Annotated in this window: 12 protein-coding genes; 5 read left to right on the forward strand and 7 right to left on the reverse strand. The window is 67.6% G+C overall.

Translation table 11 applies throughout. The features are described 5' to 3' along the window. Window positions 1–21: 21 nt before the first annotated feature. The gene (mscL, locus tag E7T10_RS04855; protein ID WP_137720932.1) at window positions 22–444 is read left to right on the forward strand and encodes a large-conductance mechanosensitive channel protein MscL; all 423 of its coding nucleotides are present in this window, start codon (window positions 22–24) and stop codon (window positions 442–444) included. On the opposite strand, the gene E7T10_RS04860 is transcribed toward mscL, so the two are convergent. Next, window positions 445–1,596, reverse strand: coding sequence for an N-acetyltransferase (locus E7T10_RS04860; RefSeq protein ID WP_137720933.1), 1,152 nt, complete (start codon window positions 1,594–1,596; stop codon window positions 445–447). Between the two features lie 281 nt (window positions 1,597–1,877). Between E7T10_RS04860 and E7T10_RS04865 the strand changes: the two genes are divergently transcribed. Further along, window positions 1,878–3,812, forward strand: coding sequence for a peptide MFS transporter (locus E7T10_RS04865; protein ID WP_137720934.1), 1,935 nt, complete (start codon window positions 1,878–1,880; stop codon window positions 3,810–3,812). Between the two features lie 70 nt (window positions 3,813–3,882). Here the strand turns inward: E7T10_RS04865 and E7T10_RS04870 are convergent, their stop codons facing one another. Next, window positions 3,883–5,967 carry a TonB-dependent siderophore receptor gene (locus tag E7T10_RS04870; protein WP_137720935.1) on the reverse strand — a complete coding sequence of 695 codons (2,085 nt, stop codon included), beginning with the start codon at window positions 5,965–5,967 and terminating at the stop codon, window positions 3,883–3,885. A 187-nt stretch (window positions 5,968–6,154) separates the two neighbouring features. Between E7T10_RS04870 and E7T10_RS04875 the strand changes: the two genes are divergently transcribed. Further along, window positions 6,155–7,066 carry a TraB/GumN family protein gene (locus E7T10_RS04875; RefSeq protein WP_137720936.1) on the forward strand — a complete coding sequence of 304 codons (912 nt, stop codon included), beginning with the start codon at window positions 6,155–6,157 and terminating at the stop codon, window positions 7,064–7,066. Window positions 7,067–7,069: 3 nt separating this feature from the next. Here the strand turns inward: E7T10_RS04875 and E7T10_RS04880 are convergent, their stop codons facing one another. The 5 genes from E7T10_RS04880 to E7T10_RS04900 are packed head-to-tail and all read right to left on the reverse strand — an operon-like array spanning window position 7,070 to window position 11,711. Beyond that, window positions 7,070–7,357 (reverse strand): hypothetical protein, encoded by a 288-nt coding sequence (locus tag E7T10_RS04880; protein WP_045809440.1) that lies wholly within the window; start codon window positions 7,355–7,357, stop codon window positions 7,070–7,072. A 59-nt stretch (window positions 7,358–7,416) separates the two neighbouring features. Next, complete coding sequence (gene tldD, locus E7T10_RS04885) at window positions 7,417–8,847, reverse strand: metalloprotease TldD (protein WP_137720937.1); 1,431 nt, start codon at window positions 8,845–8,847, stop codon at window positions 7,417–7,419. A gap of 60 nt (window positions 8,848–8,907) precedes the next feature. After that, on the reverse strand, window positions 8,908–9,972 hold the full coding sequence (locus E7T10_RS04890; RefSeq protein ID WP_137720938.1) for a hypothetical protein: 1,065 nt from the start codon (window positions 9,970–9,972) through the stop codon (window positions 8,908–8,910). A 42-nt stretch (window positions 9,973–10,014) separates the two neighbouring features. Next, the gene (locus E7T10_RS04895) at window positions 10,015–10,782 is read right to left on the reverse strand and encodes an ABC transporter permease (protein ID WP_039244173.1); all 768 of its coding nucleotides are present in this window, start codon (window positions 10,780–10,782) and stop codon (window positions 10,015–10,017) included. Continuing rightward, window positions 10,779–11,711, reverse strand: coding sequence for an ABC transporter ATP-binding protein (locus E7T10_RS04900; protein ID WP_137720939.1), 933 nt, complete (start codon window positions 11,709–11,711; stop codon window positions 10,779–10,781). Before E7T10_RS04900 ends, E7T10_RS04895 begins: the two co-directional genes overlap by 4 nt. 164 nt (window positions 11,712–11,875) lie before the next feature. Between E7T10_RS04900 and E7T10_RS04905 the strand changes: the two genes are divergently transcribed. Beyond that, entirely contained in the window at window positions 11,876–13,231 is a 1,356-nt protein-coding gene (locus tag E7T10_RS04905) for a hypothetical protein (protein WP_137720940.1), read from the forward strand. A 44-nt stretch (window positions 13,232–13,275) separates the two neighbouring features. Further along, a complete protein-coding gene (gene ccmI / locus E7T10_RS04910) occupies window positions 13,276–14,094 on the forward strand; it encodes a c-type cytochrome biogenesis protein CcmI (protein ID WP_137720941.1) in 819 nt (272 codons plus the stop codon). Window positions 14,095–14,156 lie beyond the last annotated feature (62 nt).

Below are 14,156 nucleotides of genomic sequence, written 5' to 3' on the forward strand. Positions count from 1 at the left end.
TCACTCTCTCAAGGAAATCTCATGAGCCTGCTGTCGGAGTTTCGCGAGTTCGCGGTCAAGGGCAATGTCGTGGACCTGGCGGTCGGCGTGATCATCGGCGCGGCCTTCAACGGCATCGTCAAAAGCCTGGTCGATCAGGTGGTGATGCCGCCCATCGGCCTGCTGACCGGCGGCATCGACTTCTCCGAGCTGGAATGGGTGCTGCGCGCCGAAAACCCGGCGACGGAAGCGATCGAGAAGGTGTCGATCCAGTATGGCGCCTTCCTGAACACGGTGATCCAGTTCCTGATCGTCGCCTGGGTCGTCTTCCTTGTGGTCAAGGGCATCAACGCCCTGCGTCGTCAGGAAGCCGCCAAGCCCGATCCGGCGCCGGCTGCGCCGACGGCGACCGAAGCCCTGCTGGCCGAGATCCGCGACGAGTTGAAGGCCCGCCCAAAGGCCTGATCAGGCCTTCGACACGCGTCCGCCCAAGGTCGGGCGCGTGATTGCGGCGGCAGCCAAGGTTTTGGGCATCGGCGGCGTACGCGAACAGATGCCGTAATCGCCGTCGAACGGCGTCGGCGCCCAGGCGGCGGCGAGCGCGGGGTCGTCGATGATGGCGTGGCAATGTCCCCAGCCGCCCTCGCGCCACGCCGTCTTCGCCAGATCGCCCAACAGCGCCAGCAGGCGCAGCGTCACCATCTGCAGCCGCACCTTGGCGGCGCCCAGCGCGCGGGCGTTGTCGATCAGCGCCTGCGTCAGAAGCGGTATCGCTTCGGGCGCCGTCTCCAGCGCAATCAGATCGAGAATGTCCAGATAGGGCGGCTCGATCAGGCTGGTCTTGGTCATCTGCGCCATCGCCATCCCGACGATGCGGTTGTCGCTTACGCAGGCCAGCATGACCGGCGGCAGGGTCAGGTCAGGGTCCGCCAACCGCCAGCGCAGGATTTCCGGGCTGCGATCCGCCAGCAGACGCTCTTCTTGCGACAACCGGCGCCAGAAGTCCGCATAGGGCGAGGCATCCGACAAATCGCGCAGCACCGTCACCCCAGCGGGCAGCACCATCGGCGTCTGGCGGAATACGCGCCTGTTCATCAGCCGCTCGCCCAGCCGCGCGGCGGTCTCGGCGGAGGTGCGGCCCAGCAGCAGGCGCAAACTTCGACCCTGAGCGCAGGCCAGACGATTGGTGATCCACGACAGCTTCAGTCCATGACTTTCGGTCGGCCAGGGCTTCATGTCGAACAGGCCGTATAGCGGCGCCGAGCGCGCATTGGCGTTGAAGGTGTAGCGGGCGAACAGGCCTGGCTGTTTCAGAAAGGTGCGGATCAGCGGCCGGCTGGCGCCCTTCTGGCTGGGCGGCACGATGATCGAAAAACCGGTGGCGCCGAAGTGGTCCTGGGCGCCTTGGCGAAATCGCTGGATGAAGTTGCCCAGCATGGCGACGGCGTTGTCATCCGCGTCGGCGACCACCCATCCGGCGGGCGCGCCCAGCGCCAACCGCGCCGGATTGGCCTCGAGCCAGCGCCATCCGGCCGGCGACCGTTCGGGCCAGCCGACCTGACGATGCAGCCTGTTCAGCGCCTCATGGTCTGGAGCGGCGATCGGTCTGACAGACATCTGGCGCGCCTTCCCATTATGAAACCGCGAGCGTTTCTGACGACCGACTTAGCAGGATGTGCGCCATTGGGCGTCGCCCAGGGTTGTTTTTCACTTTCCTCGCACGCCGCCTGGCTACCCCCGCGACAGCCTTAACACTTGTTCGAATTCCCCCGCTGTGCTGGGTATGCGCCTTTCGCGCGCCCGATAAGCGGCGCGGCAGTTGGGAGTGAGCCGTTGAGGACGGATTTGGGGAAGGCGCGACTTACACGGCGCGTGAAGACGATTAGGGGGACGCGCGCATGAACATCGTCGTCGCCCTTGGACTGATCATCACCTTCGCCACGGGCGTGCCGGTGCTGATGCAGATCCTCAAAAACCACCCGCGCGGACTGATCATCCTGTTCTTCGCCGAGATGTGGGAGCGGTTCTCCTACTACGGCATGCGCGGCATCTTGATCTTCTTCCTGACGCAACACTTCCTGTTCGACGACGCCATGGCGGGGTCGACCTACGGCTCCTACACCTCGCTGGTCTATCTGCTGCCCCTGCTGGGCGGCATCATGGCCGACCGCTTCATCGGCACCCGCAAGGCCGTCGCCTTCGGCGCCCTGCTGCTGGTCGCCGGTCACGGCATGATGGCCTTCGAGGGCCGTCCCGCGACCGAAACCCTGACCTATGCCGGTCAGACCTATCAGATCGACGCCGAAGGCCGCGGTGCGGCGCGTGAAGTGTCGATCGTCGTCAACGGCCAGAAATACGCCTTCGAGGCGGCCGAGAACGGCCTGGCGATCGAGGGCCTGCCCGCCGCGTCGCCGCTGCCGGCCGTGCTGCCGACCGGCGAATACAAGATCGACGCGACCCGCGACATGGCGGGCGTGAACGTCTTCTATCTGGCGGTGTCCTTCATCATCATGGGCGTCGGCTTCCTGAAGCCCAACATCTCGACCATTGTCGGGCAGCTCTATCCGCAGGGCGATCCGCGGCGGGACTCCGGCTTCACCCTCTACTACTACGGCATCAACCTCGGCGCCTTCTGGGCGGCGGTGCTGTGCGGCCTTTTGGGTCAGACCGTCGGCTGGTGGGCAGGCTTTGGTCTGGCTGGCGTCGGCATGGCGCTGGGGTGGATCGTGTTCGTGCTGGGCAAACCCCTGCTGCAAGGCAAGGGCGAGCCTCCGGCCGAAGCCAATCTGAGCAAGCCCATGCTGGGTCCGATCAACCGAGAATGGTCGATCTACCTGCTCAGCATCCTGGGCGTCGGCGTCGTCTGGTTCATGGTTCAGCGCAACGCCCTGGTGGGTTGGGTCCTGGGCGCCGCCACCGTCGCGTCGCTGCTGTTCATCCTCTACGTCATCGTCAAGGTTTGCGAGAACAAGGCGCAGCGCGAGCGGATGATGCTGGCCTTGGTGCTGATCTTCGGCTCGGTCGTCTTCTTCACCCTGTTCGAACAGGCCGGCACCTCGCTGAACCTGTTCGCCGACCGCAACGTCGATCTCAGCATCACCCCGCAGGCGTTCCAGCTGCTGGGCGTCACCGTCGGCACCCCGGCCCAGATCGCCGCCGCCGGTCTCAGCACGTCGGGTCCCTGGATCGACGCCACCATCACGGCGGCCCAGACCCAGTCGTTCAATGCGGGCTTCATCCTGATCTTCGCACCGATCATGGCCGCGCTCTGGGCCTTCCTCGGCAAGCGCAACCTGGACCCCAACCCCACGCTGAAGTTCGGCCTCGGCCTGCTTCAGGTCGGACTGGGCTTCATGATCGTGGTGTGGGGCGCCGGCATGGCCAACTCGGCCTTCCAGATGCCGCTGCTCCTGCTGGGTCTGCTCTATCTGTTCCACACCACCGGCGAGCTGTTCCTGTCGCCGGTGGGCCTGTCGGAAATCACCAAACTGTCCGTCGCCAAGGTGGTCAGCTTCATGATGGCCGTGTGGTTCCTGGCCAGCTCCATCGCCCAATATGTCGGCGGCTGGATCGCCGGCCTGGCGGGCACGGAGACGGTCGGCGGCCAGGTGCTGAACCCGGGCCTTGCGCTGCAGACCTCGCTTGAAGTGTTCAAGCTGCTGGGCCTGTGGGGCATGGGCATCGGCGTGGCATTCATCGTCGTCAGCCACTTCATCAAGGGCTGGTCGCACGGCGCCAACGACGGTGATGATCACCCTGGCCCTGTGCTAAACGATCGCGGTCAGGAAGACGGCAACGTCGCCCGTCCTGCGGCCTCGACGCCCAGCCACTGATCGACGCCTGATCAAGGAAAAGCCCCGGCGGAGCGATCCGCCGGGGCTTTTTGCTGCGTGGACCTAGGCCTCAGAAGGTCTTGCGGACCCGCAACGAGACGAAGGTGCGCGGGTCGATGGAGCGCTCCTCGACGAAGGCGACCGTGCGCGGATTGCGCGTGGCGTAAACCGTGCGCTGCTGGGTGAAGTCGTCCCACAGGTTCAGCTGGGCGCGCAGCGACAGGGTCGGGCTGGGCTTGTATTCGACAAAGGCCTCCAGATAGTCCGCGCCGCGCCAGGCGAAGGTCTGGTCGGGGTCATAGGTCGCCTGGCCCAGACGCGGCAGCCAGTTGATCCCCCACTGGGTCTTCCACGAAGTGATGTCCTGCTGGAAGCCGACATTGGCCTGGCTGGGGCGCACGCCCGAGATGCGGCGGTCCTCGCCCGTGGTCGGGTCGGTGACGCTGGTCTTGTTCCAGTCGTTTTGGAAGGTGAAGCGGGCGCCCGAAATCCCGACCTTGTCCAGCGGCACCACCACGTTCAGCGACAGCTGATCCAGCGTTCCGTCGCCGATGTTGCCGGTCGCCGACAGGCCGCCGGGCAGGGGCAGGCGGTCGATCACATCGATGATGCGGTCGTGGCGATAGCCGATCGAGACCACGCCCTCGCCCCAGAAGCGGCGCTCATAGGACAGCTCGGAAATCCAGCGCTGTTCCGGCTCCAGATCGACATTGCCGCCGAACACCGTGCCGTCGCTCAGCTCAGCCGAAGCGGCGAAGTCGCCGAAGTCCAGCTGCCCCAGTTCGCGCTCGAAGCGGAAGCGCAGCTGATTGTTCGCCATCGGGGTCCAGGTCGCCAGCACGCGCGGCTTGGCGAAGAAGAAGCTCTTTTCCTGGTCCGCATCGCCCGACTGGCTGATGGTGGAGGCTTCCAGGCGCACGCCGCCTTCCAGCGTCAGCTTCGGATTGATCCGCCAGGTCGCCTTGCTGAAGGCTTCGCCGCGCGTCTCCTCGACCTTGACCGAGGCGCTGGGCAGGGGAACGCCGACGCCGCCAATGGTGAAGGCCTGGTTCACGTCCAGCATATTGTAGGCGATCTCGGCGCCGGCCTCGATTGTCAGGGCGGGCGAGCGTTCGTGACGCACCAGGGCGCGCAGGATGGATTCCGACGAGTCGCCGTCGGATTTGAACTGCTGCTCCGGCGCCGCCGTCCCGTTGAGCGTCTCGTTGCTGCCCGACACGCTGTCGAAGCTTGAGAACTCGTGGATCAGACGCGTCTCCAGGGTCCAGCGCGGGTTCAGGGTGCGGGTCCACGTCAGGCCCAGCTCGCCGGAATCGCCGTCTTCGGCATAGTCGCTGCGGCGCAGGGATGTGGGCGACGAAAGCTCGGTCCAGTTCTGATAGTCGTTCAGACCATAGCGGGCGGTGCCTTCCAGCTTTCCGCCGAACACCGGGCCGGTGTAGTTGCCGCGAATGCTCTGACCGCCGCCCCAGCCGTCGTTTTCAAAACGCTCGTCGCGGATGACGTCGCCGGCGGCGTTGCGACGGATCGACCGGCCGACGCCGTTGGAATCGCTGGATCCCATGCCGTCCGACAGGGTCACGCCCCAGCTGCGATCGCCCTTGTTCTGCGTGAACTGATAGGAGCCGCCATAGATGTCATGGCCGCCTTCGAACAGCATGGCGTTCCAGGTCAGGATCGACTGGCGGCTGTCGGTCGTCTTCAGGATGACGTTCACGACGACGGAATAGCCCTGCATGTCGATACCCGGCGCGCCGCCCCGGATCAGTTCGATGCGCTCGACCTGATTGGCCAGGGTCCGGCCCAGGACGTTCGAACCCGAGTCGTTCTTTGAGGCGGGGCGGTTGTTGTTGATCAGCACATTGCCGACTGCCCCTTCGAAACCGCGCGCGCCCGATCCGTTGTCGATGGAGAAGCCGGGGACCCGGTTGACCATGTCGAGCGCCGTATTGGGGCGCTGGGCGGCGAAGAAGTCCGGCGTGAAGACCAGCACGCCGCGCTGGCTGGCGTCGGCCAGGGGCGCCTGGCTGGTCGGGCCGGTCGGCACCGGGGCCTCGGCGACTTGGGGCTTGTCTGCGTTGGAGGCGTCGGCGGCGAATGCGGCGCCGGCGGTGAAAAGCAGGGCGGTGCTGGCCAGCAGCAGAGTCTTTGTCATTGATCTTCCCCTCGGGTGTTGGCGAGAGGTGTGCCGATCCGGCGCGTTTATCTCCAGTTACAAGGCCGCAAGGTGGATTAAATCGACGACATCATTACAGCGATTTCATTACACCAGCGACAGTAATGAAGTTTACAGCGATGTAATGATCGGACGCTCATCTTCTCTATTGCTTTTAGTTGGCGCGATGACGCTGACGACCGCGCCTGCCGTCGCGCAGGATGCGCCTTCGGACGCCGTCGAGGATATCGTCGTCACCGCCCGCCGGATCGAGGCGCCGATGTGGGAAGTGCGGCGCGGCGACAGCGTCCTGATCCTCGTGGGATCGATCGACGGTTTGCCCAGAAAGATGGAGTGGCGCACGGATGCACTCATCTCTGCGGTTGATCGTGCCGACCGCGTTCTGTTTCCGGTCGAGGGGCGGGCGTCGCTGGCCGATGTGGGCCGGCTGATCTGGCGGTTTCGGACGCTCACCCGGTTGCCGAACGGGCGCACCAGCGCCGACTATCTGTCCCCGGACCTTGAGGCCCGGGTCGAAAGCCTGACAGGCGAAGGCCCGACCCGCGACAGCATGCTGATCCTGTCGGGCGATCTGATGGAGCTGGGCGGTTACAGCAGCGGAGGGCGTCCGGTGTCCGGCCTGGTCCGTCAGGCGACGCGCGCCAATCGCACGCCCGCTGAACCCGTCGGCATCTTCAGAGGGGACGAGCTGATCGAAAAGGTTCTGACGACGCCGCCGGAACGCTATCTCGACTGTATCGACGCTGCGGCGACGGCGGCGGAGGCTGGGGTCGAGGCGGGCGCGCAACGTGCGGAGAACTGGCGTCTGCGCCGGATTCCCGCGGTATTGGACTCGCCCCTGGAAAAGGCGGCGACGGCCTGTTCCTACTGGTCGGTGATGGCCCAGGCGGACGATCTGCGTCGGATATGGAATACGGCGGTGGACAAGGCGCTGACCGAGGTCGGGGTCACCGTTGCTATCGCCCCCTTGCGGCTATTGGCTGAGCCAAACGGCGTGCTGGATCGGCTGGAGGCGGAGGGGCTGGAACCCATCGGTCCCGAATGGCGCCCCTCCGCCCCCGCTCAATCCGCGCGCTAAAGCTTACTTGCGTTCCGGAACGGCGTCGCGGGCGGCTTCGCCGATGTTGTCGGCGGCGTTGCCGACGCTTTCGGCTGCGCCGGCGATGGCGTTGTCCTTCACAGCGTCGCTGCGGTTCATGTTCATCAGGAAGTAGCCGATCACCAGCACGGCCAGCAGGCCGACGATCAGGGCGACGATGGCGCCCATGCCGCTGCCGCGACGCTCGACGACGGTGGTGGGCGCCGCGCTGGTTTCAGTGATGCGTTCGACCCGGCCATCGGGATGTTGGACTTCGCGTTCGGTAGGCATGGTGGTTCCTCTCCAGTGTGGCGGGGAAACACCCTTTGCAGCGATACGGTTCCGCTCGCTCAGACGGCGGTGCCGCCGACCGTCAGGCCGCCGATCTTGAGGCTGGGCTGGCCGATGCCGACGGGCACGCCCTGTCCGGCCTTGCCGCAGACGCCGACGCCCGGATCGAAGGCGAAGTCGTCGCCGACCATCTGGATCTTGGTCAGGGCCGTGGCCCCGTCGCCGATCAGGGTCGCGCCGCGCACCGGGGCGGTGATCACCCCGTCCTCGATCAGATAGGCCTCGTTGCACTGGAACACGAACTTGCCGTTTGTGATGTCCACCTGACCGCCCGAGAAGTTGGCGGCGTAGAGGCCGCGCTTCGTATTGGCGATCATGTCGGCCTTGGAGTCCCGGCCGCCCTCCATGAAGGTGTTGGTCATGCGCGGCATGGGCATGTGGGCGAAGGACTGGCGCCGGCCGTTGCCGGTCGCGGCGACGCCCAGTTGCCGCGCCGACAGCCGGTCGTGCATCAACCCGACCATGATCCCGTCCTCGATCAGCACGGTGCGCGAGGTGGGCGTGCCCTCGTCGTCGACCGACAGCGAACCGCGCCGTCCGGCGATCGAGCCGTCATCGACCACGGTGACGCCGGGGGCGGCGACCCGCTGGCCCATCATGCCGTTGAAGACCGACGAGCCCTTACGGTGGAAGTCGCCCTCGAAGCCGTGGCCGATGGCCTCATGCAGCAGCACGCCGGGCCAGCCGGCGCCCAGGACCACGTCCATCTCGCCCGCCGGACAGTCGACGGCGTCCAGATTGACTAGAGCCTGACGCAGGGCCTCGTCCACCTGGGCCTGCCAGCGTTCGGGCGCGACCCAGGCTTCAAACCCGGCCCGGCCGCCGGCGCCGGACGAGGCGCTCTCGCGCTTGCCGTTCTGCTCCACGGTGACCGAGACGTTCAGCCGGACAAGCGGGCGAACATCGCGCACCGCCCGCTCGTCGGCGCGCAGGATCTCGATGGCGCGACGTTCGCCGATCAGGGAGGCGGACACCTGAACCACGCGCGGATCACGGGCGCGCGCCCAGGCGTCGATCTCGGCCAGCAGGGCGATCTTGTCGGAAAAGGCGGGCGAGGCGAGCGGATCGACCTCGCCATACAGTTTCTGATTGGTGGCGCGCGGCCCCTCGGCAACCCGCGCCTCATGCCCCTGCTTGGCCAGGGCCGCGCTGTCGGCGGCGCGACGCAGGGCGGCGGCCGAGATCTCGTTGGCGTGGGCGTAACCGGCCGTCTCGCCCGCCACGACCCGCAGGCCGAAGCCCTCGGTGGCGTCATAGGCGGCGGACTTCAGCCGACCGTCGTCGAACACCAGGCTCTCGCTCTCGGACCGCTCCAGGAACAGTTCGCCGTCGTCGGCGCCGGCCAGGGCCGTTTTCAGGATCGACAGAGCTTCATCGGTATCGACGCCGGCGGCGTCGAGGATGGGCGGCGGGGAGGCGTGAACGGTCATGGCCTTTAGGTAGGGGCTGAAGGCCGTTTCGTCACCTGCCCCGGCGCGCGAAACCGCCGATCAGTCCAGCGGCTGGGGCCGCGTCACCACCGGACCGTCGAGGTCGCTGCTCGACGGGCGTGCCGCGGTCGGGGCGGGCGTCGGGGCCGTCGGCACGATCACCAGCGGCTCGGTCGTGACCGTCGGCGCCGGCGTGGACGGCGTCGGGGTGGTGGTCGTGGGCGCACGCGTCGTCGGTTGCGTCGTTGCGGCCGGCGTCTGGTTCTGGGCCGGGGTCTGCGTGCGGGGCGCGGCCGTCGTCGCGCGCGGCGTCGTCGTTGCCGGCGCAGAAGCGGCAGGCGCGGGCGTCGTCGCTGTGATCGTCGTGGCGGGGGCGGGCTGTTCGGTCGCGACGACGGGTGCGGCGTCGGCAGGAGTCGTATCGGCCGGCGGGGCGGTCAGAGGTGCATCGGCGGTGACGGCAGGCGTGGGTGTCGCCGGGGTCGAGGCGGGACGCATTGCGAACCACAGGCCCCCTCCGGCGACCAGCAGGGCGACCACCCCGACCCCGACATAGAGCGGCAGGCGCGAGGTCTTGGCGGGCGCACGGGCGAAGCTGGGCGTGAGCGGCGCAGCGGCCGGTGAAACAGCGGGTCTGGCCGCGACCGCTGGGGCGGCGGCGACAGGCTCGGCCGCGACCGGCTTCGGCGCAGGGGCCGGCGTCGCCTCGAGCGCGGGCAGGGGGCGTACGGTCAGATCGGGTTGAACGGCCGGCGCCGGCTGCGGCCTGGGCTGCGGCGGCGTTGGAGCCTGGGGTTGGGGCTGGGCTTGGGCCGGGCGCGCCGTCGGGATCAGCGAACCGCCCAGGATGCTTGCCCCCTGCGGACGGGGCGTGGGACGCGGGGCGGGATTCGCGGGCGTCGTCTGACCCTTGGCCGGCGCGACGCCGGAGGCCAGGCTCTGGGTGTGGATCGAGGCCTGCTGCTGTTGCGCCGTGGGCTTGCGCGGCGGCGGATTGGGAATGCGGTCCAGCGGATTGGGCGCGACCGGCACCGGCCCGACGTGGAAAGTCGTCGCGGGCATACGCCCCCAGGTCACCGGCTTGCGGGCGAAGGGCTGGGGCGGGGTCTTCTGGTCGTCGGACATGGTCTTCTCAATCGCTGGCGATCTGGCCCGTTTCGTGACGGATCAGTTCTTGAGCCGGTAGCCGGTCTTGAACATCCACATGACGATGCCCAGGCAGACGGCGAAGAAGCCCAGGGTGGCGGCGACGCTGACGCCGATGGCCACATCCCCCTGACCATAGAAGGCCCAGCGGAAGCCCGAGATCAGATAGACCACAGGGTTAAACAGGGTCACCGTGCGCCAGCCGTCCGGCAGCATGTCGATGGAATAGAAGGCGCCGCCTAGGAAGGTTAGGGGCGTCACGACCAGCATCGGGATCATCTGAAGCTGCTCGAACCCATTGGCCCAGACTCCGATGATGAAGCCGAACAGGCTGAAGGTCACCGAAATCAGGATCAAAAAGGCCATCATCCAGACCGGATGCAGGATCTGCAGCGGCACGAAGAAGGCCGCCGTCGCCAGAATGATCAGGCCCAGCACCGCCGACTTGGTCGCCGCCGCGCCGACATAGGCCAGCACGATCTCCAGCGACGACACCGGCGCCGACAGGATCTCGTAGATCGTCCCCGTGAACTTGGGGAAGTAGATGCCGAACGAGGCGTTGAAGATCGACTGTGTGAACAGGCTGAGCATGATCAGTCCCGGCACGATGAAGGCGCCGTAGGGCACGCCGTCCACCTGTTGCATGCGGCTGCCGATGGCGCCGCCGAAGACGACGAAATACAAGGCCGTGGTGATCACCGGCGTGACCACGCTCTGCCACAGGGTGCGCAGCGCGCGCGCCATCTCGAAGCGATAGATGGCCCAGACGCCGTATCCGTTGAAGGTCATGCCGCGGCTCCGTTCTGGTGGACCAGGCTGACGAAGATGTCTTCCAGCGAGCTCTGGCGGGTGTTCAGGTCCTTGAAGCCGATGTTCAGCCCCTCAAGCCGGCGGATCAGCGAGGGCACGCCCGTATCGTCGGCGTTGGCGTCGAAACTGTATTCCAGCTCGCCGCCCTCGTTCTTCAGCGTCAGGTCCCAGTCGGACAGGTCGGCGGGCAGGGCGGCCAATGGCTCGATCAGGTTCAGCGTCAGGGTCTTCTTGCCCAGCTTCTTCATCAGGGCCGACTTCTCCTCGACCAGGATCAGCTCGCCCTTCAGGATCACGCCCACCCGGTCGGCCATCTCCTCGGCCTCTTCGATGTAGTGGGTGGTCAGGATGATGGTGACGCCGCGCTCGCGCAGCTTCCTGACCATGGCCCACATGTCGCGGCGCAGCTCGACATCGACCCCGGCGGTCGGCTCGTCCAGAAACAGGATGTCCGGCTCGTGGCTCAGGGCCTTTGCGATCATCACCCGCCGCTTCATCCCGCCCGACAGCGTCATGATCTTGGCGTCGCGCTTGTCCCACAGCGACAGGTCCTTCAGCACGCCCTCGATGAAGGCGGGGTTCGGCGCCTTGCCGAACAGGCCCCGGCTGAAGGTGACGGTGGCCAGGACGGTCTCGAAGGCGTCGGTGGTCAGCTCCTGCGGCACCAGACCGATCTTGGTGCGGGCGGCGCGGAAATCGGACTGGATGTCATGGCCGTCGGCGACCACCGTCCCGGTCGTGGGCGTGACGATGCCGCAGACGATGGAGATCAACGTGGTCTTGCCCGCGCCGTTCGGACCCAGCAGGGCGAAAATCTCGCCCTTGTCGATCGTCAGGTCGATGCGCTTCAACGCCTGATGCCCCGACTTGTAGGTCTTGGTCAGGCCGTCGATCTCGATTACGGGCATGGGCTTTCCTTTCCGGCGCGCGCGGAGGCGCGGGCCGGGTGTGGCGGCAATATGGCGTGCCTGACGCCCGACTCAAGTGGCGGCAGCGCTCAAGAGACGCCAAGTCGTTGTTAACCCGATTGTCGCACGGTGCCGGCTTGAGTTGAGTTTTGGCAGGAGCTTTCGTGCCGTCCCTGTCCGCCGCCCACCACGCCGCTCTGACGGCGATCGTCGAGGCCTGCCCCGACGCATCGCTGGGGATGCTGGGCGCGGCTGTGGCGGCGCTGAAGGGCGACAAGGCGGTTGAACTGTCAAACATCGTCGCCGCAGAGGCGCGCGATCGCGCCCGTCGCGGCACGGCCTTCGCCCCTCTGCTGCCGCTGTTTCAGCCGCGCGCCGACGGCGTGCCGGCCCTAGTCTTTCCGCCTCTGGTCCTGAAACGGGTCTGGCGCGAGGCGGTCAAGGGCGAGGAGGATTTCCTGCCCCTGCTGGACGGGGCCGTGGCCGTGGACGGCGAATGGACCCTGGCCGCCGATCGGCTGTGCGCCAAGGCGGCCGCCGTGCTGCGCGACCGGCCGCGCGACGTCTGGCCGGAGTTTCAGCGTCCCGCCGACGACCAGCCCCCATCCACCCCGGTCGAACTGGCCGGCTGTTTCGACCTGACGCCTCTGGCCCGCAGCGCCCTGCCGCGCCTGCCCGTCTGGCTGGAACGCCCCGACGACAACCAGCTGGCGGGGCTGAGGCTGCTGATCCAGGACTGTCTGGCGATGTCGCCGGACGGCGGGCGGCGCATGATCGACATCCTGTTCGCCCATGTGGCGGACGCCGAGCGGATGCTGCGGGTCGTGACGCGCACCAGCCGCCTCGCCGACCGTGAAATCACCCTCAGCCATTCCGACATGGGCGTCTTCGTCGAGCGGCTACTGACCTCCGTTCAGGCGCGGGTGCAGAAGATCGCCGTCGTGGTCCGATCGTCGCTGGGCGAGACCGCGATGCTGGGCGTGGTGGACGACGTCAACTGGTGCGCGGGCGTGCTGGCCGAGATGGACCTCAGTTTGCAGGTGCGGCCCGATTCAAGCTGGGGCAAGGCGGCGCGGATGGCGCGGGTTCAGGTGTCGGGACAGCTTTCGGGTCTGATGAAATCCGCCTCCAGCGCCGTCCACGCCGCCCTGCCTATGAAGCGTCAGGTCATCACCGGACGCATGACGCGTATGTCGCCCTGGCTGGAGGCGCCGGCCGATGGCGAACCGATCGAGGCGGCGGCGGCCTTGCTGGCGGCGGTGGCGGCCCTGCGCGGCGCGGCCGTCACCTTCGGCTGTGAAGCCGATCGCTCGGGATTGAAGGCCGACCTGACCGACTACCTCTCCACCTGGTCCGACGAGGCGCTGAACAGTCTGTCGGACGGCGAGGCCGAAAATCCCGACCATGTGCTGCGTCTGATCGGGGTCGCGGCGCGGTTCCTGACCGTGATCGAGGCGCTGGAGGCGGCGCGCGCGGTCAGGCGGCGCGCGGCCTCGGCGGAAATGGCGCGGCTGGGCTGAAACGACGCCTCGCCCGACGTTCGTGGATGGGTTAGACGGCGAGGATGATCGTCTTCTGGATAATGACGGGACTGGCGGCGGCCCTGGCCGCCCTGCTGGTGCTGACCGGCGCGCGACGCGGCGCCGATCCGGCGTCCGGCGCCGAAACCCAGGCCGGCTCGCGGGAGATCGAGGAGCTGGATCGGCTGAAGGCGCGCGGCCTGCTGGACGAGGCGGCCTATGTGGGCGCGCGCGCCGAGGCGGGGCGGCGGCTGCTCGCCGTCTCGGCGACGATGACCCCGGCAGCCGGCGCCCGCGATCGGTTCTGGGTGCTGGGCGGGATTGGCTTGACGGTCGCGGCCGCCCTGGGCCTCTATGTTTTCACCGGCTCGCCCGGCTTGCCGGATCAGGCCTATGAGCGACGGGTCGACGATTGGTCCGCCAATCTGGATCGGCTGGAGCCGGCGCAACTGGCGGCGGTGACTGCGCGGGTCGTTCAGGAGCGGCCCAAGGATCGGCAGGCGCTGGCCATGCTGGGCGCGGCCCGCTTCGCCGCCGGCGATCCGCTGGGCGCCGCCTCCGCCTTCCGCCGTCTGATCGCCCTGGACCCCCGTGACGCCCAGGCGTGGGCGCGGCTGGGCGAAAGCCTTGTCGTCGCCAATGACAACCAGATCGGCGGCGACGCCGAGGCCGCCTTCCGCGAGGCCTTGAAACTGGACCCCGACCAGCTCGGCGCGCGCTTCTTCCTGGGCGAGGCGGCGCTGCGGCGCGGCGACGCCGTCGAAGCGCGCACCCTGTGGACGCCCCTGATCGCCGCGCTCGACCCGGCCGATCCGCGCCGTCTGGATCTGGAACGCCGACTGCCGAAGGACAGCGCGCAATGACGCGTTGGTCCTGCGCGACGACGGCGGTATATGCCGCCTGTCCGTCCCTGGAATCCGGAATG

This window comes from Brevundimonas sp. SGAir0440, assembly GCF_005484585.1.
GTDB lineage: Bacteria > Pseudomonadota > Alphaproteobacteria > Caulobacterales > Caulobacteraceae > Brevundimonas.

Excerpts from the sequence above, each read along its gene's own strand:
- E7T10_RS04860 (WP_137720933.1), bottom strand. The coding sequence starts at position 1,596 with ATGTCTGTCAGACCGATCGCCGCTCCAGACCATGAGGCGCTGAACAGG.
- tldD (WP_137720937.1), bottom strand. The coding sequence starts at position 8,847 with ATGACCGTTCACGCCTCCCCGCCGCCCATCCTCGACGCCGCCGGCGTC.
- mscL (WP_137720932.1), top strand. The coding sequence starts at position 22 with ATGAGCCTGCTGTCGGAGTTTCGCGAGTTCGCGGTCAAGGGCAATGTC.
- ccmI (WP_137720941.1), top strand. The coding sequence starts at position 13,276 with ATGATCGTCTTCTGGATAATGACGGGACTGGCGGCGGCCCTGGCCGCC.
- E7T10_RS04865 (WP_137720934.1), top strand. The coding sequence starts at position 1,878 with ATGAACATCGTCGTCGCCCTTGGACTGATCATCACCTTCGCCACGGGC.
- E7T10_RS04900 (WP_137720939.1), bottom strand. The coding sequence starts at position 11,711 with ATGCCCGTAATCGAGATCGACGGCCTGACCAAGACCTACAAGTCGGGG.
- E7T10_RS04880 (WP_045809440.1), bottom strand. The coding sequence starts at position 7,357 with ATGCCTACCGAACGCGAAGTCCAACATCCCGATGGCCGGGTCGAACGC.
- E7T10_RS04895 (WP_039244173.1), bottom strand. The coding sequence starts at position 10,782 with ATGACCTTCAACGGATACGGCGTCTGGGCCATCTATCGCTTCGAGATG.
- E7T10_RS04870 (WP_137720935.1), bottom strand. The coding sequence starts at position 5,967 with ATGACAAAGACTCTGCTGCTGGCCAGCACCGCCCTGCTTTTCACCGCC.
- E7T10_RS04890 (WP_137720938.1), bottom strand. The coding sequence starts at position 9,972 with ATGTCCGACGACCAGAAGACCCCGCCCCAGCCCTTCGCCCGCAAGCCG.
- E7T10_RS04875 (WP_137720936.1), top strand. The coding sequence starts at position 6,155 with ATGACGCTGACGACCGCGCCTGCCGTCGCGCAGGATGCGCCTTCGGAC.